19 protein-coding genes are annotated in these 22,445 nt (G+C 74.5%); 18 read left to right on the top strand and 1 reads right to left on the bottom strand.

Annotated features, from left to right (window positions below; all coding sequences use genetic code 11):
- Positions 1–141 precede the first annotated feature (141 nt).
- From ACIQBJ_RS09065 to ACIQBJ_RS08980, 18 genes are all read left to right on the top strand, one after another.
- Complete coding sequence (locus ACIQBJ_RS09065; RefSeq protein ID WP_400706067.1) at positions 142–1,107, top strand: ABC transporter ATP-binding protein; 966 nt, start codon at positions 142–144, stop codon at positions 1,105–1,107.
- Positions 1,107–1,901, top strand: coding sequence for an ABC transporter permease (locus ACIQBJ_RS09060; RefSeq protein ID WP_400706064.1), 795 nt, complete (start codon positions 1,107–1,109; stop codon positions 1,899–1,901). The genes ACIQBJ_RS09065 and ACIQBJ_RS09060 overlap by 1 nt, the downstream gene beginning before the upstream one ends.
- A gap of 105 nt (positions 1,902–2,006) precedes the next feature.
- Positions 2,007–2,954, top strand: coding sequence for an ACP S-malonyltransferase (locus ACIQBJ_RS09055; protein ID WP_400706061.1), 948 nt, complete (start codon positions 2,007–2,009; stop codon positions 2,952–2,954).
- Entirely contained in the window at positions 2,941–4,479 is a 1,539-nt protein-coding gene (locus ACIQBJ_RS09050; RefSeq protein ID WP_400706058.1) for a class I adenylate-forming enzyme family protein, read from the top strand. The genes ACIQBJ_RS09055 and ACIQBJ_RS09050 overlap by 14 nt, the downstream gene beginning before the upstream one ends.
- Positions 4,460–4,702 carry an acyl carrier protein gene (locus tag ACIQBJ_RS09045; RefSeq protein ID WP_400706055.1) on the top strand — a complete coding sequence of 81 codons (243 nt, stop codon included), beginning with the start codon at positions 4,460–4,462 and terminating at the stop codon, positions 4,700–4,702. The genes ACIQBJ_RS09050 and ACIQBJ_RS09045 overlap by 20 nt, the downstream gene beginning before the upstream one ends.
- A 13-nt stretch (positions 4,703–4,715) precedes the next feature.
- Positions 4,716–5,921 carry a PLP-dependent aminotransferase family protein gene (locus tag ACIQBJ_RS09040; RefSeq protein ID WP_400706052.1) on the top strand — a complete coding sequence of 402 codons (1,206 nt, stop codon included), beginning with the start codon at positions 4,716–4,718 and terminating at the stop codon, positions 5,919–5,921.
- A complete protein-coding gene (locus tag ACIQBJ_RS09035; RefSeq protein ID WP_400706049.1) occupies positions 5,918–8,251 on the top strand; it encodes a lantibiotic dehydratase in 2,334 nt (777 codons plus the stop codon). Before ACIQBJ_RS09040 ends, ACIQBJ_RS09035 begins: the two co-directional genes overlap by 4 nt.
- Entirely contained in the window at positions 8,248–9,300 is a 1,053-nt protein-coding gene (sbnA, locus tag ACIQBJ_RS09030; RefSeq protein WP_400706046.1) for a 2,3-diaminopropionate biosynthesis protein SbnA, read from the top strand. The genes ACIQBJ_RS09035 and sbnA overlap by 4 nt, the downstream gene beginning before the upstream one ends.
- On the top strand, positions 9,297–10,325 hold the full coding sequence (sbnB, locus tag ACIQBJ_RS09025) for a 2,3-diaminopropionate biosynthesis protein SbnB (protein WP_400706043.1): 1,029 nt from the start codon (positions 9,297–9,299) through the stop codon (positions 10,323–10,325). Before sbnA ends, sbnB begins: the two co-directional genes overlap by 4 nt.
- Complete coding sequence (gene fabG, locus ACIQBJ_RS09020) at positions 10,322–11,074, top strand: 3-oxoacyl-ACP reductase FabG (RefSeq protein ID WP_400706040.1); 753 nt, start codon at positions 10,322–10,324, stop codon at positions 11,072–11,074. Before sbnB ends, fabG begins: the two co-directional genes overlap by 4 nt.
- Before the next feature lie 50 nt (positions 11,075–11,124).
- Positions 11,125–11,415 carry an acyl carrier protein gene (locus tag ACIQBJ_RS09015; RefSeq protein ID WP_400706037.1) on the top strand — a complete coding sequence of 97 codons (291 nt, stop codon included), beginning with the start codon at positions 11,125–11,127 and terminating at the stop codon, positions 11,413–11,415.
- 2 nt (positions 11,416–11,417) lie between these two features.
- Complete coding sequence (gene fabZ, locus ACIQBJ_RS09010; RefSeq protein ID WP_400706034.1) at positions 11,418–11,945, top strand: 3-hydroxyacyl-ACP dehydratase FabZ; 528 nt, start codon at positions 11,418–11,420, stop codon at positions 11,943–11,945.
- Between the two features lie 43 nt (positions 11,946–11,988).
- The gene (locus ACIQBJ_RS09005) at positions 11,989–14,019 is read left to right on the top strand and encodes a GNAT family N-acetyltransferase (protein ID WP_400706031.1); all 2,031 of its coding nucleotides are present in this window, start codon (positions 11,989–11,991) and stop codon (positions 14,017–14,019) included.
- A 38-nt stretch (positions 14,020–14,057) separates the two neighbouring features.
- Complete coding sequence (locus ACIQBJ_RS09000) at positions 14,058–15,092, top strand: aminomethyl transferase family protein (RefSeq protein ID WP_400706028.1); 1,035 nt, start codon at positions 14,058–14,060, stop codon at positions 15,090–15,092.
- Positions 15,092–17,416, top strand: a complete 2,325-nt coding sequence (locus tag ACIQBJ_RS08995; RefSeq protein ID WP_400706025.1) for a beta-ketoacyl synthase N-terminal-like domain-containing protein — start codon at positions 15,092–15,094, stop codon at positions 17,414–17,416. Before ACIQBJ_RS09000 ends, ACIQBJ_RS08995 begins: the two co-directional genes overlap by 1 nt.
- Complete coding sequence (locus tag ACIQBJ_RS08990; RefSeq protein WP_400706022.1) at positions 17,416–18,354, top strand: hypothetical protein; 939 nt, start codon at positions 17,416–17,418, stop codon at positions 18,352–18,354. Before ACIQBJ_RS08995 ends, ACIQBJ_RS08990 begins: the two co-directional genes overlap by 1 nt.
- Positions 18,351–19,556, top strand: coding sequence for a hypothetical protein (locus ACIQBJ_RS08985; RefSeq protein WP_400706019.1), 1,206 nt, complete (start codon positions 18,351–18,353; stop codon positions 19,554–19,556). Before ACIQBJ_RS08990 ends, ACIQBJ_RS08985 begins: the two co-directional genes overlap by 4 nt.
- A gap of 42 nt (positions 19,557–19,598) precedes the next feature.
- Positions 19,599–21,332 carry a DHA2 family efflux MFS transporter permease subunit gene (locus ACIQBJ_RS08980; RefSeq protein ID WP_400706016.1) on the top strand — a complete coding sequence of 578 codons (1,734 nt, stop codon included), beginning with the start codon at positions 19,599–19,601 and terminating at the stop codon, positions 21,330–21,332.
- A 24-nt stretch (positions 21,333–21,356) separates the two neighbouring features.
- On the opposite strand, the gene ACIQBJ_RS08975 is transcribed toward ACIQBJ_RS08980, so the two are convergent.
- Positions 21,357–22,352, bottom strand: coding sequence for a LuxR C-terminal-related transcriptional regulator (locus ACIQBJ_RS08975; protein ID WP_400706013.1), 996 nt, complete (start codon positions 22,350–22,352; stop codon positions 21,357–21,359).
- Between the last annotated feature and the right edge of the window lie 93 nt (positions 22,353–22,445).

Here is a 22,445-nt window from a genome sequence, read left to right as displayed (position 1 = left end):
CACAGCCGGGGTTGTGGCCATCGGGCGTGTGCGGAGTCGGGATAGGGGGGCGATAGGCGGGCCGGTTCGGGGGGATAGGGGGCGCCGGGAGAGTGGTGGGCACAAGAGGCGAACCTCCGCCGAACCGTGAGGACTCGGATAATGATCGATTACCAGAACCGGACGACGTCGAGGGGGACGGCGTCAGAACCCCTGGCGGCTGAACTCAGCGGCGTGGTCAAGCGGTTCACCAGCGCCAAGGGCGAGGTGTTCACCGCGGTGAACGGGCTGGACCTGAAGGTCCGGCGGGGCGAGGTGGTGGCGTTCCTCGGGCCGAACGGCGCGGGCAAGACCACCTCCATCGACATGCTGCTCGGGCTGACCAGACCGGACGAGGGAGAGGTGCGGCTGTTCGGGCAGGACCCCGAGCGGGCGGTGCGGGCCGGGCGGGTGGCGGCGGTGCTGCAGTCCGGCGGGCTGCTGCCGGACCTGACGGTCGAGGCCACCGTGCACATGCTGGGCTCGCTGCACCCCGGGGCCGACCCGGAGCGCTGCATGGCCCGGGCGAACATCACCGAGCTCCGCAACCGCCGGGTGGCGTCCTGCTCCGGCGGCGAGCAGCAGCGGCTGCGCTTCGCGCTGGCGCTGCTCTCCCGGCCGGACCTGCTGGTGCTGGACGAGCCGACCGCCGGCATGGACGTGGTGGCGCGGCGGGACTTCTGGGCGGCCGTCCGGGACGACGCGGCGCGCGGCATGACGGTCATGTTCGCCACCCACTACATGGAGGAGGCGGACCGGTTCGCCGACCGGGTCGTGATGATCGACAAGGGGGCGGTGGTGGCCGACGGCTCGGTCTCCGCGATCCGCTCCGCGACCAGCGGCCGGACCGTCTCGGCGCTGCTCAGCCCGTACGAGGCCGGGCTGGTGTCCCGGACGCCGGGCGTGCGCTCCAGTGCGGTCCGCGGCGACCGCACCCACTTCACCTGCACGGACTCGGACGCCCTGCTGAAGGTGCTGGTCCGGGAGACCTCGGCGCGGGAGATCGAGGTGGCGCCGCGCAGCCTGGAGGAGGCCTTCATGGCGCTCACCGAGAACGGCCACCCCGCCCCCGCGAAGGAGAACCCCTGATGGCCGCCGTCGCGGCGCCCGCCGCCGTCCGCACCCCGCTGTTCAACGGGGTGAACCCGACCTTCGTCCGCTACGAGCTGCGCCGCCGGTTCAACCGGCAGACCACGATCTTCACGCTGCTGCTGCCCGCGGTGCTCTACCTGGCGCTGTACCGCACCGCCCCGTCCGGCGGGGCGACGCTGCCGCACGGCAACTTCGCCGCCTGGATGATGATCGGCCAGGCGGTGTACGGCGCGGCCACCGCGGCGGTCAGCTCGGCCGCCACCATCTCGGTGGAGAAGTCCGCGGGATGGATGCGCACCATCGCGATGAGCCCGCTGGCCCCGCCCGGGTACCTGCTGGTCAAGGTGCTCTGCTCGGTGCTGATGGCCGGCGTGCCGGTCGCCATCGTGGGCGTGCTGGGACTGCTGACGGGTGCTCAGGCGAGCGCCGGCGTCTGGGTGGTGTCGCTGCTGGTGGCCTGGATCGGGTCCGCGGTGTTCGCCGCGCTCGGCATCGGCATGGGCCTGGCGATGAAGCCCGACGTGGTGATGCACATGCCCGGCCTGACCATGACGGCGCTGGCCTTCCTGGGGAACCTGTTCATCCCGCTCAGCGGCGTGATGCTGGAGGTCTCCCGCTACACCCCGCTGTACGGGGTGGCGACGCTGGCCCGGTACCCGCTGAACGACGGCTTCTCCTTCCACGGCGAGCACTCCAGCGTGATCGGCGCGGTGTTCAACCTGCTGGCCTGGTTCGCCGGCTTCTCCTTCCTGGCGCTGCGCCGGTTCGCCAAGTCGACCGGCCGCCCGTAGCGCTCCCGTCCACAGATCCCACCGTCCACAGATCCCACCCGTCCGCAGAGCTGTCCGGCGTCCGTCCGACGGGCGCGGGTCCCACCCGAAAGGGGGTTAGAACAGATGTTCGCATTCATCGCACCGGGGCAGGGTTCCCAGACCCCGGGCCTGCTGGCCGCCTGGCTGCGCGACCCGGAGACCGCCGAGCGGGTGCGGGCCTGGTCCGAGGCCGCCGACACCGACCTGGTCCACCTCGGCACCAAGGCCCCGGCCGCCGAGATCGCCCGCACCGAGCACACCCAGCCGCTGCTGGTCGCGGCCGGACTGCTCGCCCACCACGAGCTGCGCGACGCCGCCCCGCCCGGGGCGGCGGTCGCGGCCGGCCACTCGGTCGGCGAACTCACCGCCGCCGTCTGGGCCGGGGCGCTCGAACCCGCCGACGCCGTCCGGCTGGCCGCGGTCCGCGGCCGGGCGATGGCCGCGGCCTGCGCCGAGGCCGACACCTCGATGACCGCCGTCGTCGGCGGCGAGGAGGCCGAGGTCCTGGAGCGGATCGCCGAGGCGGGCCTGTACCCGGCCACCTTCAACGGGCCCGGCCAGATCGTCGCGGCCGGCGCCGCCGACGCCCTGGCCCGGCTCGCCGCCGCCCCGCCGGCCGGCGCCACCGTCAAGGCGCTCAGCGTCGCCGGGGCCTTCCACACCCCGTACATGGAGTCCGCCCGGCTGGCCTTCGCGGCCGCCGCCGAGCGGACCGCCTTCACCCGGCCCGCCCACCGGCTGCTCTCCAACGCCGACGGCGCGGCCGTCGACGACCCGGAGGAGATCCGCCGGCGGCTGGTGCACCAGCTGGTCAACCCGGTCCGCTGGGACCGCTGCCTGAAGCAACTGGCCGAGATCGGGCCCGAGTTGACGGTCTCGCTGCCGCCCGCCAAGACGCTCGCCAACATCCTGCGCCGCCAGCACCCCGAGCTCGACGTCCTGTCCGTCACCACCGCCCGGGACACCGCCCGGGCCCGGGAGCGGCTGACCGCCCCCGCCAGCCGAGGAGCGTCCGTCCATGCCGGTGTCTGACCTGCTCGAATACCCGCTCGCCGAGCGGGCCGACCACCCCGCCGTGATCGACGCCCAGGGCACCCTGGAGTACCGGCGGCTCGGCGTCGCGGTGGACCGCGCGGTCGGCTGGCTGCGCGGCCAGGGCCTCGCCGCCGGCGACCGGGTGGTGTACGCCGGCGGCAACGACCGGGCCTTCCTGGCCCTGTTCTGGGCCACCCTGCGGATCGGCGCCATCTTCGTCCCGGTCCACCCCGACCTGACGGACCACCAGATCGACCACATCGTGGCCGACAGCGAGGCCGCCCTCGCGGTCTGCCGCCCCGCGGCCGGCCGCCGCGCCGCCCGCACCGTGGAGGTCGAGTCGGCCTGGCAGCAGGTCCTCGCCAGTGCCGAGGACGGCCACCGGGTCCGGGTCGACGACGACGCGGTCGCGATGCTGATCTACACCTCCGGCACCACCGGCCGCCCCAAGGGCGTGGTCTGCCCGCACCGGCAGATGCTCGCCGCCCTGGACGCGATCAACGCCTGCCTCGGCTACGGGCCGGACGACGTGGTGCTCTGCCGGCTCCCGCTCTCCTTCGACTACGGCCTCTACCAGGCCCTGCTGTCCGCCCTGGTCGGCGGCACCCTGGTGCTGGCCCGGCGCAGCGAGGACATGGGCCTGCTCCGGCTGATCGAGCGGACCGGCGTCACCGTCGTCCCGCTGGTCCCCTCGCTGGCCCAGATCCTGACCCTCCTGCAGGGCAAGCTGCACCGGCCCACCAGGGTCCGGCTGTTCACCAACACCGGCGCCCGCCCCGGCCGGGCCGTGACGGCCGAGCTGCTGGAGCTGTTCCCCGGCTCCGAGTTCGCCTCGATGTACGGCATGACCGAGTGCAAGCGGATCTCCATCCTCGACCCCGACGAGTACGCCGCCCACCCCGACTCGGTCGGCCCGCCGATCCCCGGCGACCGGGTCCGCGTCCTCGCCCCCGACGGCACCGTGCTCGGCCCCCGGGAGACCGGCGAGATCGTGGTCTCCGGACCGACCGTGATGGCCGGCTACTGGCGCATCCCGATCGAGGAGCAGCAGCGCTTCGTCCGCCGCCCCGACGGCTCGCTGGAACTGCACACCGGCGACAACGGCTGGCTCGACGAGGACGGCCGGCTCTACTTCGTCGGCCGCGACGACGACGTGATCAAGCGCCGCGGCATGCGGGTCGCCCTCACCGAGGTCGAGGACGCCGCCGAGCGCATCCCCGGCGTCACCGCCGCCGTGGCGCTGCGCCCCGAACCGGAGGGCGCCCCGCTGGTGCTCGCCGTGCACGGCACCCTCGCCCCCGAGGCCGTCCGCACCCTGCTGCACGCCCGGCTCGACCACAGCCGGATGCCCGACCGGGTGGTGGCCGTCGACACCGTGCCGCTGACCGCCAACGGCAAGCCCGACCGGGCCGCCGCCAAGGCCCTGGTCGAGGCCGCCGAGCACCCGGCCGGCCCCGACGACCGCACCGCCCCGCAGACCACCACCACCCCGAGGAGCAGCCATGAACCAGTCACAGTTTGACCAACTCGTCGAGCGGATCTGCTCCGTGCGGGTCACCGACTCCGAGACCCCGCTGGTCGACCTGGGCGTCGACTCCCTGCACACCATCGCCCTGGTGATGGCCGTGGAGGAGGAGTTCGGCATCGAGGTCGACCCCGACGCCCTCGCCGACCCGGCGCTCGCCTCCCCGGCCGGGCTGTTCCGCTACGCGCAGACCTGGGCCGCGGCCCCGGCCCGGGCCTGAGGGACCGTCAGCCATGTGGACCGACACCAGACCCGCGGCCGAACTGCCCAAGCTGTTCGAGCGGGGCGGCGACGTCATCTCCCTCTCGGGCGGCCTGCCCGACCTGGACGTCCTCCCGCTGGACGCGATATCCCACCAGCTCTCCCGGCTGGTCCGACTGGGCGGCAGGCTCGCCCTGCAGTACACCACCCCGCACGTCGCCAAGGCCCTCGTGCCCGCCGTCGCCGACCTGATGGCCCGTGAGGACGGCCACGCCGACGCCGACAACCTGATCCCCACCAGCGGCTCCCAGATGGGCCTGACCGCCGTCGCGCTGGCCCTCGGCGCCCCCGGCCAGACCATCCTGGTGCAGACCCCGGCCTACCCCGGCGCCACCGCCGCGTTCCGCACCGCCGGCCTCGACCTGCACGCCGCCGGCGAGGACGAGCACGGCCTCGACCCGCAGCAACTGCGCAGCACCGTCCGCGAGTTGAGAGCCGCCGGGCGCACCGTCCGGATGCTCTACACCAACCCGACCTTCCAGAACCCGACCGGCGCCACCCTCTCCGTCCCGCGCCGCGCCGCGATCCTCGCCGCCTGCCGCGAACTCGACCTGCTGCTGGTCGAGGACAACCCGTACGGCCTGCTCGGCTTCGACGGCGCCACCACCACGCTGTTCCAGGCCCTCGACCCGGAGCAGGTGGTCTACCTCGGCACCTTCTCCAAGATCTTCGCCCCCGGCCTGCGCTCCGGCTGGATCGCCGCGCCCCGGCACCTGCGGCACGACCTGGCCCGGGTCGCCGAGATCATCTCGCTCTCGCCCTCCGCCCTCGCCCAGGGCGCGCTGGCCGCCTACTACTCCCGCTCCGGCTGGAGCGAACTGATCGACCGCTACCGGGACAGCTACCGCGAGCGCTGCGCCCTGATGGCCGACGCCCTCGACGCCGAACTCGGCGCCGACAGCCCCTGGCGCTGGCAGCGCCCCGGCGGCGGCTTCTACCTCTGGCTGCGCCACCGCGACGGCGCCGACGCCGGCCCGTACGCCCTGGCCGCCGCCGACCGCGGCGTCTCGGTCGTCCCCGGCGGGCACTTCTCGATCGACGGCGAGCACGCCGACGGCCTGCGGCTGTGCTTCAGCAACGTCCCGCGGAAGAAGATCACCGAGGCGGTCGGCCGACTGGCCGGCGCGCTCACCGAACAGCCCTCCCCCGCAGGCGAGTTGACGGCGGTGGCCGGATGACCGCGCCCGTCGCCGAGGCCGCCGCCGCCGACTGGGCGGACTTCGGCCCGCGCCACCCGCTGGCCGGCACCGACTGGAAGGTCTGGGGCGTCGGACTGCTCCGCAACGCCGGCTTCCCGGTCTCCGGCCTCGACCTGGTCGGCGGCACCCGCGCCCCGGCCGCCGCCGCCCGCAGCAACCCCCGGCAGGGCCCCTCCGCGGAGTTCCTGGACGCCTACCGGGCCGACGCCGAACGCGAGAGCGCCGCCCTGGCCGCCCTCGCCGCCGACCCCAAGCTCCGGCTCGCCGTCGCCTGGCAGAACCGCACCTTCTTCCGCCTGCTCGACTCGCTGGCCGCCCCCGGCGGCCAGGAGGCCAAGCGCCGCCAGCGCGAACGCACCCTCGCCATGTACTGGCTGCGCTACTGCGCCAAGGCCGAGACCATCGGCTTCTTCGGCCCCGCCGCCTGGATCGGCGTCGGCCGCACCGACCGCGCCGTCGCGATCGAGAACGGCCCCGGCCTGGTCGCCGCCTCGCACACCGCCCTGGAACGCTGGACGGTCGCCGCGATCGCCGACCGGATGGCCGAGGAGCCCGGCGCCCGCTGGTGGTTCCCGCCGGTGCTCCGCCCCGACGTCCACCTCGACGGCGAGCAGCTGGTCCTGCCCAACCGCAAGACCGTCCGGCTGCGCCCCGAGGACGTCCAGGTGCTGCGGCTCGCCGACGGCGACCGCAACGCCGAGCGGATCACCGAACTGCTGATCGCCGAGCACGGCTGGGAGCCCGGCACCGCCCACCAGCGGGTCGAGAAGGTGCTCGGCCGGCTGCTGCGCCAGCGGGTGCTCGGCTGGGACGCCAACATCCCGGTCGACGTCCGGGCCGAGGAGGTGCTGCGCCGCCGGGTCGCGGCGATCGGCGACCCCGCGCTGTTCGTCCGCAACGACGCCGTGCTGGCCGAACTCGCCCGGCTGAAGGGCGGGATCGGGCAGGCCCGGACCGCCGAGCAACTGGTCGAGGCGCTGGACGCGCTGGACGCCTGGTTCGTCGGGGCGACCGGCCAGGCCGCCTCCCGCGAGGAGGGCAAGGCGTACGCCGGACGCACCCTCAGCTACCAGGACGCGCTGCGGGACTGCCGGATGGAGCTCGGCCGGGACTTCCTGGACGGCATCGCCGCCCCGCTCGCCCTGGTCGCCGACGCCGCCGACTGGTTCGGCAACCGGCTCGCCGAACTGGTCGAGGAGCAGGTCGCCGGATTCGTCCGGAAGGCCGCCGAACGGAGCCCCGGCGCCGTCACGCTGGCCGACGTCTGGCCGCAGACCCTGGCGCTGTTCTGGGGTGAGCAGAACCACCCCGTCCAGCAGGCCGTCCGCGAACTCGCCCTGAAGTGGCGGGAGGTGATCGGGGAGGTGCCCGCGGGCGCCACCCGGATCGACCTGGAGGTGGACCGGATCGCCGCGCACGCCCGGACGGTGTTCGCCACCGGGCCGGTCCGCTCCCCGCACCTCGCCGTGCACAGCCCCGACCTCCAAGTGGTGGCCCGCTCGGTGGACGAGGTCAACGCCGGCACGCACCTGGTGGTGCTCGGCGAGATGCACGCCTGCCTGGCCACCCTCGACCTGCCCTTCCTGGACTGGACGGCCGGCGGCGGCTCGGTCCGCGACAAGGTCAACCGGGCGATCGGCGCGGAGCGGCTGGTGCCGCTGCTGCCGGTCGGCTGGAAGCGCAACAGCGGCCGGATGGTGCCCGCCCCGATCGGCGAGGGCGACCGGTTGATCGGCTTCACCCGTGCCCCGTTCGACCAGCGGGAGCGGATCGAGCCCGCCGTCTCCGTCACGCTCGCCGAGCGGGACGGGGAGGTCACCGCGACCACCGCCGACGGCCGGTCCCGCTCGCTCACCGAACTGCTCGCGGTGCTGATCTCGATCATCGCCTGCGACGCCTTCAAGATCGGCCTGGACCGCCCGCACGCCCCCCGGGTCACCCTCGACGACCTGGTGCTGTTCCGGGAGACCTGGCGGGTGCCGCTGGCCCCGCTGGCCCTGCCCGGCAAGCCCGACCGGCACCGCGACTACCTGGCGGTGCGCCGCTGGGTCGCCGACCACGGGCTGCCCGACCGGGCCTTCGTGAAGTTCCCCGAGGAGACCAAGCCGTCGCTGGTCGACTTCACCAGCCCCGTGCTGGTGCTCTCCTTCGCCAACCTCGTCCGCCGGGCGGTCCAGTCGGACCCCGCCGCCGGGGTGACCGTCAGCGAGCCGCTGCCGGCCCCCGAGGAGTCCTGGCTGCCCGACGCGGACGGCGAGCGCTACGTCAGCGAGCTGCGGCTCCAGATCAGCCGAGAGGTGCCGGAATGACCGTGCTCGTCCCCGACGGCGCCGGGGCGCGGGTCCACCCGCACCGCCCGTCGGACCCCGACATCGTCGCCACGATCGGCAGAACCCCGCTGGTGGCGCTGGACCGACTCTTCCCGCCCGCCCGCTTCCAGGTGCACGCCAAGTGCGAACGCTTCAACCCCGGCGGCTCCATCAAGGACCGGGCCGCCCGGTCGATGATCGAACAGGCCATCGCCACCGGCCGGATCGTCCCCGGGGTCTCCACCGTGGTGGAGTCCTCCTCCGGGAACCTGGGCATCGCCCTCGCCCAGCTCTGCAACTTCCACCGGCTCGGCCTGGTCGTCGTGGTCGACCCGCGCACCACCCCGCAGAACCTCGCCATCATGCGGGCCTACGGCGCCCGGGTCGAGCTGGTCGAGCACCGCGACCCCGCCACCGGCGAGTTCCTGCCGGCCCGGATCGCCCGGGTCCGGCACCTGCTGGAGACCGTCCCCGACGCCTGGTGGCCCAACCAGTACGCCAACGAGGACAACTCGCGCGCCCACCACACCACCATGCGCGAGATCGTCGAGGCGCTCCCCAGCGCCCCCGACTACCTGTTCCTGGCGGCCGGCACCACCGGCACCCTGCGCGGCTGCGCCGAGTACATCCGGGACCGCCGGCTGCCCACCCGGGTGGTCGCGGTGGACGCCGTCGGCAGCGTCATCTTCGGCCCGCCCGAGCCCTGGGAGTCCAGCCACAAGCGGACCATCCCCGGCCACGGCGCGGCGGTCGTCCCCGCGCTGCTGCGCCCCGGGCTGGCCGACCGGGTGGTCAAGGTGACCGACTCGGAGTGCATCCGCGGCTGCCGCCGACTGCTGGCCGAGGAGTCGATCCTGGCCGGCGGCTCCTCCGGCGCGGTGATCGCCGCGCTGCTGCAGGCCGCCTCCTGGATCGAGCCGGGCAGCTCCTGCGTCGCCGTGCTCCCCGACGGCGGCGACCGCTACCTCGACACCATCTACGACGACCAGTGGGTGGAGTCCTACCTCCGGCAGTACCTGCCGACCGACCAAGAAAGGACCGCGCCGTGAGAATCCTCGGCCGGGAGGACGTCCGCACCGCCCTGGAGGGCCTCGACGGCAGCATCGTCGACCTGGTCCGCACCGCCTACGTGCTGCACGGGCAGGGCAAGTCCGACCTCCCCTTCTCGACCTTCCTGCGCCCGCTGCACCGCGCCGACTCGCGGATCATCGCGCTCCCCGCCTACCTGGGCGGACCGGCCCCGGTGATGGGCCTGAAGTGGATCTCGTCCTTCCCGGCGAACGTCGACCGCGGGATGCAGCGCGCCAGTTCGCTGTGCATCCTGAACGACCTGGAGTCCGGCTACCCGGTCGCCCTGATGGAGGGCAGCCAGATCTCCGCGGTCCGCACCGCGGCCGGCGCGGCGCTCGGCTCCAAGGTGCTGAACGGCGACCGCCCGGTCCGCACCGTCGGCCTGGTCGGCTGCGGCACCATCAACCACCGGGTGGCGCACTTCCTCGCCCAGGTCCACCCCGAGCTGGAGACGGTGCTGCTGCACGACGCCTTCCCGGCCCGGGCCGAGGTGTCCGCGGCCGAACTCGCCGCCGAGCACCCGGGCCTGGAGTTCCGGCCGGCCGGCCTCGGCCGGGTGCTGGGCGCCGACACGGTGTCGATCGCCACCACCGACTCCTCGTACTGGCTGGACCTGGCCGACCACCCGGACCGGCCCGAGGGCCAGGTGCTGCTGCACCTGTCGCTGCGCGACCTGTCGGTGGGCTCGGTGCTCGGCGCGGCCAACGTGGTCGACGACGCCGACCACGCGATCCGCGAGCAGACCTCGCTGCACCGGGCCGAGCAGCAGGCCGGACACCGCCGCTTCGTCACCGCCGAGATCGGCCCGCTGCTGGAGGGCACCGTCGAACCGCCCGCCGCCCGCACCGTGGTGTTCTCCCCGTTCGGGCTGGGCGTGCTGGACCTCGCGGTCGCCGAGGCGGTGCTGACCGCCGCGGAGAAGAGCGGGCTCGGCACCGAGGTCGAGGGCTTCGACCCCGGCACCCACAAGGTCACCTCCAACCTCGCCGGGAGCACGGCATGAGCGGTCTGTTCACCGAGGGCACCCGGGCCGTCGTCACCGGCGCCTCCCGCGGCATCGGCGCCGCCATCGCCCTGCAGCTCGCCGAGCACGGCTGCGACGTGGCGCTCAACTACCGCTCCAGCGCCGGCAAGGCCGAGCAGCTGGCGGAGAAGATCGAGGGCCTCGGCCGGAAGGCGCTGCTGGTCCGGGCGGACGTCTCGGACGAGGCGCAGGTCACCGCGATGTACAAGGAGATCCGCACCGCCTGGGGCGGGGTGGACGTCGCGGTCCTGAACTCCGGGATCACCGCCGACGGGCACTTCGCGGCGATGAGCGCCGCCAAGTGGCAGGAGGTGATCTCCACCAACCTGACCGGCGCCTTCCTGACGGCCCGGGAAGCGACCAAGCAGATGTACGCGAGCGGCGGGGCGATCGTCTTCATCGCCTCCACCTCGGGCATCGCCGGCCGGGTCGGCCAGGCCAACTACGCCGCCTCCAAGGGCGGGGTGATCGCGATGGCGAAGACCCTCGCCTACGAGGGCGCGCCGAAGAACATCCGGGTCAACGTGGTCGCGCCGGGCTTCATCGACACCGACATGGTGAAGAAGGTGCCGCGCGCCCAGCTGAAGGAGGCCGCGGCGGCGATCCCGCTGGGCCGGATGGGCACCCCGGAGGAGGTCGCGCAGGCGGCGGTCTTCCTGGCCAGCCCGGCGGCCTCGTACATCACCGCCAAGGTGCTCACCGTCGACGGCGGGATGCTCTACAGCTGACCCCCGCAGTCGAACTGACGTTCCATCAACCCCCAGAGAGAGGGACCACCATGTCCACCGCCACCTTCGAGGACGTCCGCGCCCAGGCCGAGCAGCGCCTGGAGAAGAACCTCAGGATCAAGTCGATGATCATCGACCGCCTGGGCCTGGACGCCGAGGCCGAGGTCGTCTCCGACAACCAGCCGCTGTTCGGCCGCGGCCTGGAGATGGACTCGCTGGACACCCTGGAGATCGTCGTCATGATCAACAACGAGTACGACGTGCTGATCAGCGACGACGACTTCGAGGCGTTCGGCTCCATCAACGCCCTGGTCGACTTCATCGAAGCCCGCGAGGTCTGACCGTGACCACCGCGCCCGCGCCCGCCAGAACGGCGGCCAAGGAGAAGCCGAAGACCTTCGCCTACTCCTCCGACGACATCAAGCGGATGCTCCCGCACCGCTGGCCGATGCTGATGATCGACCGCGCCCACGACGTGGTCCCCGGCGTCTCCGGCCGCGGCGTCAAGAGCGTCTCGGTGAACGAGCCGTTCTTCGCCGGCCACTACCCCGACCACTCGATCATGCCCGGCGTGATGATCGTCGAGGCGATGGCCCAGCTGGTCGCCGTGGTCTACGTCGCCGAACTGCTGGAGTACCCCGAGCCCGTCGAGGGCGACGCGCCCGCCGACCCCTCGGCCAGCGTCGGCTACCTCGGCTCGATCAGCTCGATGAAGTTCTCCCGGCTGGTCGTCCCCGGCGACCAGCTCACCCTGGACGCCAAGCTCGGCCAGAAGCTCGGCGGCCTGCGCTCGGTCTCGGTCCGGGCCTCGGTCGGCAACGAACTCGCCGCCGCCGGCTCGCTGATCGTCACCACCGGACGCAAGGGCTGACCCGGCGTCACCCGCCCACCAGTAGCAGACAAGGAGGTGTGGAATGTCCATCACGATCCGCCCGTACCAGGAGGGCGACGCGCATGACATCGCCGAGCTCTACAACCGTCACCGCGACAACCCCAACCCGGTGGCGGGCGGGATCACCGGCGAGGAACTGGAACGCGAACTCGCCGAGCGCGACACCGCGACGTTCCTGATCGCCGCCGACGACGGCCGGGTGGTCGGCACGTTCGGGCTGTTCCACAGCACCGGACGCCGCTCCGCCCGGGCCGGCGAACTCATCGCCGACATGTTCTTCGTCGCCCCGGCCTACCGCAACGGCGTCATCACCGGACGGCTGTTCACCGAAGCCGTCGAATGGATGATGCGCTGCGGCTGCCTGGTGCTCCGACTCACCGTCAACCCCGCCAACACCGTCGCCTTCAAGCTCTACCGGCGGGTCGGCTGCGTCTCCGTCGGCGAGACCGTCCCCGGCGAGGACGGCAACGTCGAACTGCACAACTACATCCCGCTGATCCTGCGCAGCGTCTTCCACGACCTCGGCCCCGAGGCCGTCGCGGCGCTCGGCCGGCTCAGCAGCTTCGGCAACGTCACCGACGGCCGGGACGGCGAACTCCGGTCCGACGTACGGGTGCTGGACGGAATCCGGACCGTCGCCTACGCTCTGGCCCTCGGCGAGTTCCAGCTCACCGCCACCATCGACGTGGACCGCGGCCTGATGCTGGCGGCGGCCCTCACCGACCCGGCCGGCACTACCCGGGACCTGCGGATCGCCGAACCGCCCTACGAGATCCGCACCCCCGGCCCGGCCACCGCCCACCGCTTCGGCGACCGGGGCCTCACCGCCGAGCTGGACGCCGCCGAAGGCACCCTCACCGTGCACGCCGAGGGCCACCACGGGCCGGTGTTCGTCTCCACCTGGCCCAGCGCCGAGGCCGACCGCTCGGCCGGCTGGCGCGAGGGCCAGGCCCGCGACCTGGAGATCACCCCCGTCGAGCACGGCGTCCGGGTCACCGAGCGGGCCGGCGGCAACCGGGTCACCGGCACCCTCACCCTGCACGACGGAGTCCTCGGCCAGGACTTCGAGTTCACCACCCGCCCCGGCCGGATGTTCCAGACCGTCGGACTCCGCCAGGGCGACTTCACCCTCACCGACCCCGACGGCACCGCCCGGCAGCACCCGATCGGCACCGGCCTCGGCGTCCGCGACGCCTCCGAGGTGGTCGCGGCCGCACAGACCGCCCCCGCCGGCTCCACGCTCGCCTGGACCGACGGCGCCCACCGGGTCCTGCTCCCCGCCGGACACCCCGTCCGGCTGATCACCGCCACCCTGGTCGAACGCCACCTGGAACCCGACGCCGACGGCACCGCCCGGCTGCGCACCGAGCTCCGCGCCGGCGCCGACCGCCCCGCCCGCACCGCCCGCACCCCCGAGCCGGCGCAACCCGCCGACGGGCAGCGGAAACTGACCGTGAAGGCCGCCGCCGGCGGCATCACCGGCTGGACCGAGAACGGCGCCAAGGTCCTGCGCAGCCCCGCCCCCCGCAGCCGCGCCTTCGGCTGCAACCCGCACTGGACCGCCGGCGCCTGGGTCACCCGCGAGCACCACCGGCACAGCCCCGCCACCGGCCTCGGCTGGGGCGTCGCCGCCGACCCCGAGTGGGAGCAGAAGCACCCGCTCGGCCTGGCCGCCCCGCAGCAGCGGATCAGCTGGGAGGTCACCGCCCCCGAGCAGGCCGCCGAACCGGTCCGGATCGACATCCAGGCCCCCGGCGCCGACGAGGAGACCGTCCTCTGGCTCACCCCCGACGCCCCGGCCGACACCGCCGTGGTGATCGACTCCGCCGGACGGCGCCGCGCACTCTCGACCGGCGACTTCCGCCAGGTCTGGGCCGCCGCCGCCGCGATCCGGCTCGGCAGCGGCCACTGGCTGCACCTCGCCCCCGCCGGCCCGGCCGGCACCCAGGAGATCGTCCTGCGCACCACCTCCGCCGGACTGCTGGTCGGTTGCGCCGCCGCCGCCACCGAGGCCGCCTGGCAGCTCTCCGTGCACCCCGCACCCGCGATCTGACGCCCCGTCACCCCGCCCCGGAAGGAAACCGAACCGCCATGACCACCGCCCCCGCCCGCACCGCCCAGGACGACTACACCACCGTCCGCACCGCCATCGGCGCCTACCGGATCACCGCCCCGCTGGTCCGGGTCTCCGGCGGCGACCGCTACGAGTTCCTCGACCTCTTCCTCGCCAAGTCCAGCGAGTACGTCGAGCCGGACAGCGTCCGCGAGGCCCTGGCGCTGAACGCCGACGGCTCGCCGTTCGCGATCCTGCTGCACTTCGAGATCGGCGACGACTCCTGGCTGCTGCCCCGCACCCCCGTCACCGCCGAGGAGCTGACCGGCTACCTGGCAGCCCTCGACACCCCCGCCGACGCCACCGTCGAGATCGCCCCCGAGGGCTGGGGCGCCAGCGCCTTCGAGGGCCCGCACGCCTGGGCCGCCGCCGCGAAGTTCGTCGACTTCGACATCTCCGGCCTCACCCTCCACGGCGTCACCGAGGCCGCCATCGCCGAGGAGCCCGCCGCGCTCGCCCACCTCGCCCGGGTCGGCACCACCGGCGAGTACGGCTACCTGCTGCTCTCCAACGCCCCGGAGGCCGGCCACGCCGCCGCCGTCGAGGCCGTCGAGGCCGAGGGCGGCGCCGAGATCGGCGAGCAGGGCCTGGCCCGGGTCCAGGCCGAGGCGGGCATGGCCGTCTACACCGCGGGCTTCGCCGGCCTGCCGGTGCACGAGGCCGACCTGGCCTGGATGGTCGACTGGAACCGGATCGGCGAGTTCCAGGGCTCCGAGGACCTGGTCAAGCCCACCGCGGAGACCGCCCGGATCACCGCCGTCGCCGCCCCCGCCGGCACCGCCCTCGCCGCCGGCACCCCGGTCACCGCCGGCGGGCAGCAGGTCGGCACCCTGGTCTGGCAGGCCCCGTCCGCCAACGCCGACGAGGAACTCGCCGTCGCCCTGCTGGACGCCCCGTTCTGGGTGCCCGGCCTGGAGCTGGAGACCACCACCGCCGACGGCACCGTCGCCCCGCTGCGCACCGTCACCCAGCCCCGCGTCATCGCCCGCTCGCTCACCACCCGGATCCACTGATGACCCACACCACGACCGAGCGCATCGCGCTGACCGGACTCGGCCTGATCACCGGCGCCGGCGACGACACCGAGAAGAGCTGGGCCGCCATCTCCCAGGGCGTCTCCGGCATCAAGACCAACACCCTGTTCGACACCACCGAGCTGCTCACCGACTGGGCCGGCATGGTCACCGCCGAGCAGCCCGCCGACCTCGACCGCTGCTACGCCCTCGCCGCCACCGCGATCCGCGAGGCACTGCGCACCTCCGGCCTCGACCTGGACACCGTGGACCGCGACCGGGTCGCCGTGGTGGTCGGCTCCAGCCTCGGCGCGATGCCCACCCTGGAGAGCGTCCACCGCGACCTGGTCAAGGACGGCAAGCTGGACGCCGTCGCCGCGGCCGCCTCCCAACTCCCCTGCGTGGGCGACTACATCGCCGCCGAGTTCGACCTCCGCGGCCCGCGGATCGTGCTCTCCAACGCCTGCGCGGCGAGCGCCGTCGCCCTCGGCTACGCGGCCGAACTGCTCTGGAAGGGCGAGGTCGACCACGTCATCTGCGGCGGCGTCGACCCGCTGGCCGAACTCTCCGCCTACGGCTTCTCCGCCCTCGGCGCGCTCGACCCCGAGCCGTGCGCGCCGATGTCCGCCTCCACCGGGCTCACCCTCGGCGAGGGCGCCGGCTTCATGGTCCTGGAGTCCGTCGAACGGGCCGCCGCCCGCGGGGCCACCGCGCTCGCCGAACTCGGCGGCTACGGCCTCTCCTGCGACGGCTACCACCAGACCGCCCCCGACCCCAGCGGCAAGGGCGCCGCCGCCGCGATGGCGCAGGCCCTGGAGACCGCCGGACTCGCGCCGGAGGACGTCGACTACGTCAACCTGCACGGCACCGGCACCCCCGCCAACGACGTGTCCGAACCCAAGGCCGTGAAGCTGCTGTTCGGCGCCGACCTGCCGCCCGCCAGCTCCACCAAGTCGATGCTCGGCCACACCCTGGGCGCGGCCGGCGCGGTCGAGGCGATCGTCTCCACCCTGGCCATCGACCGCGGCGTCATCCCGCCGACCGTCAACACCCGGGGCACCGCCTCCCCGTTCGGCCTGGACATCGTCCCGGACAACGGGCGGCCCGCGCCGCTCGAGGTGGTCGCCTCCAACTCCTTCGCGTTCGGCGGCAACAACGCCACCGTCGTCCTCAACAAGCCCGGCCGGCCCGCCCGTTCGGCCCGGCGCACGCAGCCCGTCCAGCACGTCGTGGTCACCGGCGCGGCCGGCCTGGCCGGCTCGGCCGGGTCCACCGCCGAACTGACCGCCGCGCTCGCCGCGGGCCGGGTCGGCTACGACCTGCTGGAGCAGGTCGACGGCGTCGGCGAGCGCCCGATCGGCCGGATCGACGTCAAGGCCGTCACCAAACGCCTCAACCCCAGCAAGGCCCGCCGGATGGACCCGCTCGGCATCCTGGCCGCCGGCGCCGTCGGCGACCTCTACGAGCGGCACGGCAAGCCCTCCCGGGCCGAGGCCGAGGGCACCGGCATCGTCTTCGCCACCGGCTACGGCCCCGTCACCTCGGTGCTCAACTTCCACCGCGGCGTGCTGGAACAGGGCATCACCGGCGCCAACCCGGCGATGTTCGCCAACACCGTGGTCAACGCCGCGGCCGGGCACGTCGCCATGCTGCACCGCTACCGCGGCTACACCGCCACCATCGCCAACGGCGGGACCAGCTCCGTCCTCGCGCTCCAGCTCGCCGCCCGGGTCATCGCCCGCGGCATGGCCGACCGGATCATGGTCGTGGTCGCCGACGAGTTCCCCGAGCAGGCCCTGGCCACCCAGGCCCGGCTGCCCGGCTACGCGAAGACCCCGCACGTCGTCCCCGGCGGCGGCACCGGCACCGTCCTCTCCGAGGGCGCCGCCGCGATCCTGCTGGAGTCCGAGTCCTCCGCCGCGGCCCGCGGCGCGAACGTCCTCGCCGACGTCCGCGGCTTCGGGGCCTCCGGCGAGGCCGCCGGGATCGGCCGGATCGGCCGCGACGGCGCCGCCTGGTCCCGCGCCCTGCGCGGCGCCCTCGCCGAGGCCGACAGCACTCCCGGGCAGATCGACACCGTGGTCTCCGCCGCCTCCGGCTACCGCCTGGTCGACCTCGCCCAGTCCCGCGCCCTCGCCCTCGCCGGCCTCGCCGACCGCCCCACCCGCACCCCCAAGGCCCTGCTCGGCGAGACCTACGGCTCGGCCGGCGCCCTCGGCCTGGTCGCCGCCCTCGCCGGCGAGACCCCGGCCGGCCGCCTGCTGCTCTCCAGCTTCGCCTACGGCGGCTCCTACGCCGCCGCGGTGTTCGACGCGAGGGCCTGATGAACACCCTGCGGACGGTCGGACCGGCTCTGCCGACGGACGGTCGGCGGAGTGCCGGCGGGCGTGACGCGGGCGGGCTGCTGGTGGCCGGGTGGTCGCTCGGGCTCGGGCCGGTGCTCGCGCTCGCCGACCCGGGGCCGGCGGCTCCCGGTCGCCGGTCGGCCGGGGTGCGGTACGCCGCGCGGCGGTTGACGGCCCGACTGGTCGGCTCGGCCGGGGACGCGCCCGGGGGAGCGGCCGGTGCCGCGTCCGCCGCCCGTCCGGCGCCGTCGGCCGTCCGGTCCGCCGAGCGCTCCGCGCCGTCGGCCGTCGGGTCCGCCGTCGCGGTCTCCGGGCCGGTGGTGGACTGTCTGCTGACCCGGCACTCGCGGCTGCCGCGGGACCGGATGGGGAACCGGCTGAACGACGCCGGGCGGTGGCTGATCACCGAGGCGGTGGCGCAGCTGCACGGTGTCCGGCTGACGCCCCGTGAGCTGGGGCGGGACGAGCACCGGCGGTGGAGCGTGCCGCAGCTCGGGCTGACCGCCTCGGTGGCACACTGCGCGGAGTACTCGACGGTGGTGCTGGCGTCCGGCCGGGCCGTCGGGGTGGACCTGCAGGACCACCGGGACCGGCCAGCCGCGATGCGGTGGCTGGGCGAACTGCTCGGCCGTCCGGACGGCGAGCCCGCGACCATGCGGGACTTCGCCGAGTGCGAGGCGCTGATCAAGGCCTCGCACCTGCGCAAGGAGACCTTCGCCGGTGTCCGGCTGCCCGCCTGGGCGCCGGGCTGGCGTCGCACCAACACCGGCTACCTGGTGCGCTCCGCCGATCTCGGCGGCGGGCTGCAACTGGCCCTCGCCGTCGACGCGCCCGCCCCGGTGCGCTGGTGGTGGCGGCCCGACCAGGCCGCCCCGGCCGTCCGCACCGCCGCCCTCACCCTGGAGCCCGCCGCATGACCCCGCCCACCGCCACCGCAGAAGCCGCCGCCGGAGCCGCCGCCGGGGCCGTCGCGCCCGCCCGCGTCTACACCCGCCGGATCTCGCAGATCGAGCGCGGCTACCTGAACGCCAACGCCACCGGCACCGCGCAGCTGATCCAGATGGTGATCGAGGGCGAGGGCCGGATCGACCGCGCCGCCCTCACCGCCGCGGTGCGGACGGCCACCGCCGCCAACCCCGGCCTCGCGGTCCGCCGCCGGGGCGCGAACTGGCGGGCCGACGACGACGCCCTGCCGCCGGTCACCGAGCTGCCCGGCGACGTCGACTTCGACCACCCGTTCTTCCACCGCGACCTGGACGTGGTGGCCGGCCCGGTCTGCGAACTCGGCCTCGCCACCGGCCCGGTGGTGACCCGCCTGGTGGTGCGGGCCAGCCACATCGTCACCGACGGCCGCGGCCTGCGGTACTGGATCGAGGACCTGTTCCGCGCCCTGCGCGGCGAGGACCCGGTCGGCGCCGGCTCCACCGTGGACGACACCCACTTCCGGACCGCCGCCGCCCCCGTCCCGGCGGCGCCCGTCCCGCCCCGGGTCCCCGGCTGGCCGGCGATCCTCGGGCAGGGCCCGGCCGACGGCACCGCGCTCTGGGTCCGCCGCTCGGTGGCCGCCACCCCGTCCGCGGCCACCTCCCGGATCGGGGCCGCCGTCTCCGAGCTGCTGGCCGCCGACGCGGGCCGGCTGATCGTCCCCGTCGACCTGCGCCGGCACGACCCCGAGGTGCGCTCCACCGCCAACCTGACCTCCCAGCTGGTGCTCGACCTGCACCGCGAGGACCGCTGGAACCGGCTGCACGGCCAACTGCTCTCCGCGATGCTGCGCAAGCGCGAAGTCGCCGCCCTGGAACGGGACTTCCTGCGCAACAACCCGTTCGCCAACTCGCTCCGGGAGGCCCGGGAGCTGGACGGCAGCCGGTTCCCCTGCACCGCGATCCTGACCGACCACGGCCGGGTCGACCCCGGGCTGTACCGCACCGAGGACTTCCGCCCCACCGAGTACTACACCCTGCCGATGCTCGTTCCGTACGCCGAGATGTTCCTCAGCACCTGCCGGATCGGCGACCGGACCGAACTCACCCTGTCCTGCCGCAACCGGCCCGATGCCCGCCCGGCCGCCGAGGCCGTGCTGGACCGGATCGAACACGCCCTGCTCGCGGCCGACTGAACCCGCGCACCCCTCCTCCCCGCTGATGAAGGACCTGCGAAGATGCCCACCACACCCGCCCGCACCACGGTGAACGCGGCCAAGGGCAAGGCCCGCCGCAAGCCGGCCCCGGCACGCAAGCCCGCCGCCGCCAACGCCAAGACCGCCACCGCCAAGCCCGCCGCCGCCAAGACCGCCACGGCGAAGCCCGCCACAGCCAAGACGGCCACGGCGAAGCCCGCCGCCAAGACCAAGCCCGCCACCGCGAAGCCCGCCGCCGCCGAGACCGTCGAGGCAGCCGAGGCCGCCGCCGGGCCCGCCGCCGTCGCCGTCGACGAGCGCCCCGGGCCCGCGCCCGCCGACACCCCGACCGGGGCCCCGCCGCAGGCGGACGGCGGCGCCCCGTCGAAGTCCGCGATCGTCACCATGGCGGTGGCCGTCGCGGGCGGGTTCATCGCGCTGCTCGACACCACCATCGTCAACGTCTCGATGGAGGACACCACCGCCCGGTTCGGCGGCCTGGAGCAGGTCCAGTGGGTGGTGACGGCCTACCTGCTGGCGCTGGCGGCCGTGATGCCCGCGACCGGCTGGCTGGCCAACCGGTTCGGCACCAAGCGGGTGTTCGTCGCCGCGGCCGGCCTGTTCGCGCTGGGCTCGCTGGGCTGCGCCGCCGCCCAGTCGCTGGACCAGCTGATCGCGGCCCGCGGCATCTCCGGCGCCGCGGCCGGCGTGCTCACCCCGGTCTCCACCATCCTGCTGACCCGCGGCGTGCCGCGCGAGCACCTGGCCAAGGTGCAGGGCCTGAACGGCTCGGTGATGCTGATCGGCCCGCTGCTCGGCCCGACCATCGGCGGCCTGCTGGTCTCCTGGGGCGGCTGGTCCGCGGTGTACGCGGTGAACATCCCGTACTGCGTCCTGCTGGTGGCCGCCGCGCTCCGCTGGGTGCGCGGCGACGCCCCGGCGGCGGGCGGGGCCCGGCCGCTGGACCTGCTGGGCCTGGTCTCCTCGGCGACCACCACGGTCTGCACGGTGCTGGCGATCCACGAGTACGCCCGGCACGGGGCGACCGCCACGGCGGCGCTGCTGGTGCCGCTCGGCCTGGCGGTGGTCGGCGGCGCGGTGTTCGTGGTGCGCCAGCTGAAGGCCCGTCACCCGCTGCTCGACCTGCGGCTGTTCCGCAACCCGGTGTACGCGGCGGCGGCGGTGAACATCTTCGGCCTGGGCTTCGTGCTGTACTCGCCGATGATGCTGATCCCGCTGTACTTCGAGGTCGCCCGCGGCGAGTCCGCGGTCACCACCGGCCTGCTGATGTCGGTCGGCGGCCTGGGCGTGGTGGCGGCGGCCTGGCTGTCCCGGGTGCTGCTGCGGAAGATCGGCGGCGGCGCGACGGTGCTGATCGGCATCGGCCTGACCATGCTGGCCACCGCCCCGCTGACCGGGCTGACCGGGCAGACCTCCTACCTGCTGCTCTGCGGCAGCCTGGTGGTGCGCGGCCTGGGCACCGGCCTGACCATCGTCCCGACGATGACCCGGGCCTTCCAGTCGATCCGCCAGCAGTCCATCCCGGACGCCTCCTCGCAGCTCAACCTGACCCAGCGGATCGGCGGCGCGCTGGCCATCGCGGTGGTGACGGTGGTGCTCACCGACTCCGCGAAGGCGCACCACGGCATGGTGCCGGCCGCGTTCGCGCACTCCTTCGGCTGGCTGCTCGGGGTGTACACGGTGACCCTGCTGCCCGCGCTGGCGCTGCTGCTGGCGGACCGCTGGGAGAAGCGCCGCACCCCGGCGGCGGCCTGACGGCCCGTCGGCGGACGCCCGCGGTCAGCGCGAGGCGGGGAGCCAGCCGTCCTGGACGGCGTGCACCCCGGCCTCGAAGCGGCTGCGGGCGTCCAGGCGTTCCATCAGGTTGGCGGCGAACCGGCGGGCGGTGCGCGGCGAGACGCCGAGCCGCTTGGCGATCGCCTCGTCGGTGTGGCCCTGGGCGAGCATCTTGAGCACCGCCAGCTCGTGCGGCGGCATCTCGTCCTCGGCGCACTGCGGGGTGTCGCCGACCGGCACCGCCCCGCCCCAGACGCCCTCGAACAGGGCGCACAGCGCGGCCACCGTGCCCGCGCCGCGCAGCACCACCGCGCCGGCCCGGGCGTCCTCGGTGTCGATCGGCAGCACGGCCTGCCGCCGATCGAAGATGATCATGCGGATGGGGAGTTCGGGGACGGTGCGGACCTGCCCGCCCTGCAGGTTCAGCCAGGTCACGTGGTCCAGCGTCGGCCGGTGGTTGCGGACGCTGTCCAGGTACACGGTGCGCATCTGCACCCCGCGCGCCAGCAGCGCCGCGTTGGGCTGCCGGCTGGCCCGCAGGTCCTCCTCCGAGTGGGCGCCGCCCGGGGCGAAGGTCGCCACCTCGTGCCGGACCGAGCCCGCCAGGTCGGCCAGCCGGTCCCGGATCGCCTCCGGCCCGATCAGCTGCTCCGAGTCCGGGTCGGTGGCGGCCGGCCGGAACGCCGAGCACTCCGCGATCAGCTGCGCCGCCGCGGCCCGGGACGCCTCCACCCGCATCTGCTGGGCGGCCAGTTCGGCCTGCTGACGGGCCAGCAGCACCTCCATCGCGGTCTCCGGTCCGATCGCCCGGAACCCGATGCCCTCCCGGCCCGACGGCTGCACCAGGGCCAGTTCGCTCAGCCGGTCCAGTCCGGTGCGGACCCGCTCCTCGGCGAGGCCCAGGGCCCGGGCCAGCACGGCCACCCCGGCCTGCGGCTCGGCGAGCATCCGGCGGTAGATGGCCTCGGCCTCGGTGTCGAGCCCCAGTGCGTCCAGCATGGCATCGGTCCCCGTTTCGATCAGCGGCAGTAAGGACCCGTCGGCATCCGAGCTTACTGACGCAGCGCAACCACTCCCTGACTCAGGCGTTCC

The organism is Kitasatospora sp. NPDC088391 (assembly GCF_044753345.1).
Classification (GTDB): Bacteria; Actinomycetota; Actinomycetes; order Streptomycetales; family Streptomycetaceae; genus Kitasatospora.
Note: the sequence above shows the minus strand (reverse complement) of the source record. Positions and strands in the feature narration are given on the sequence as shown.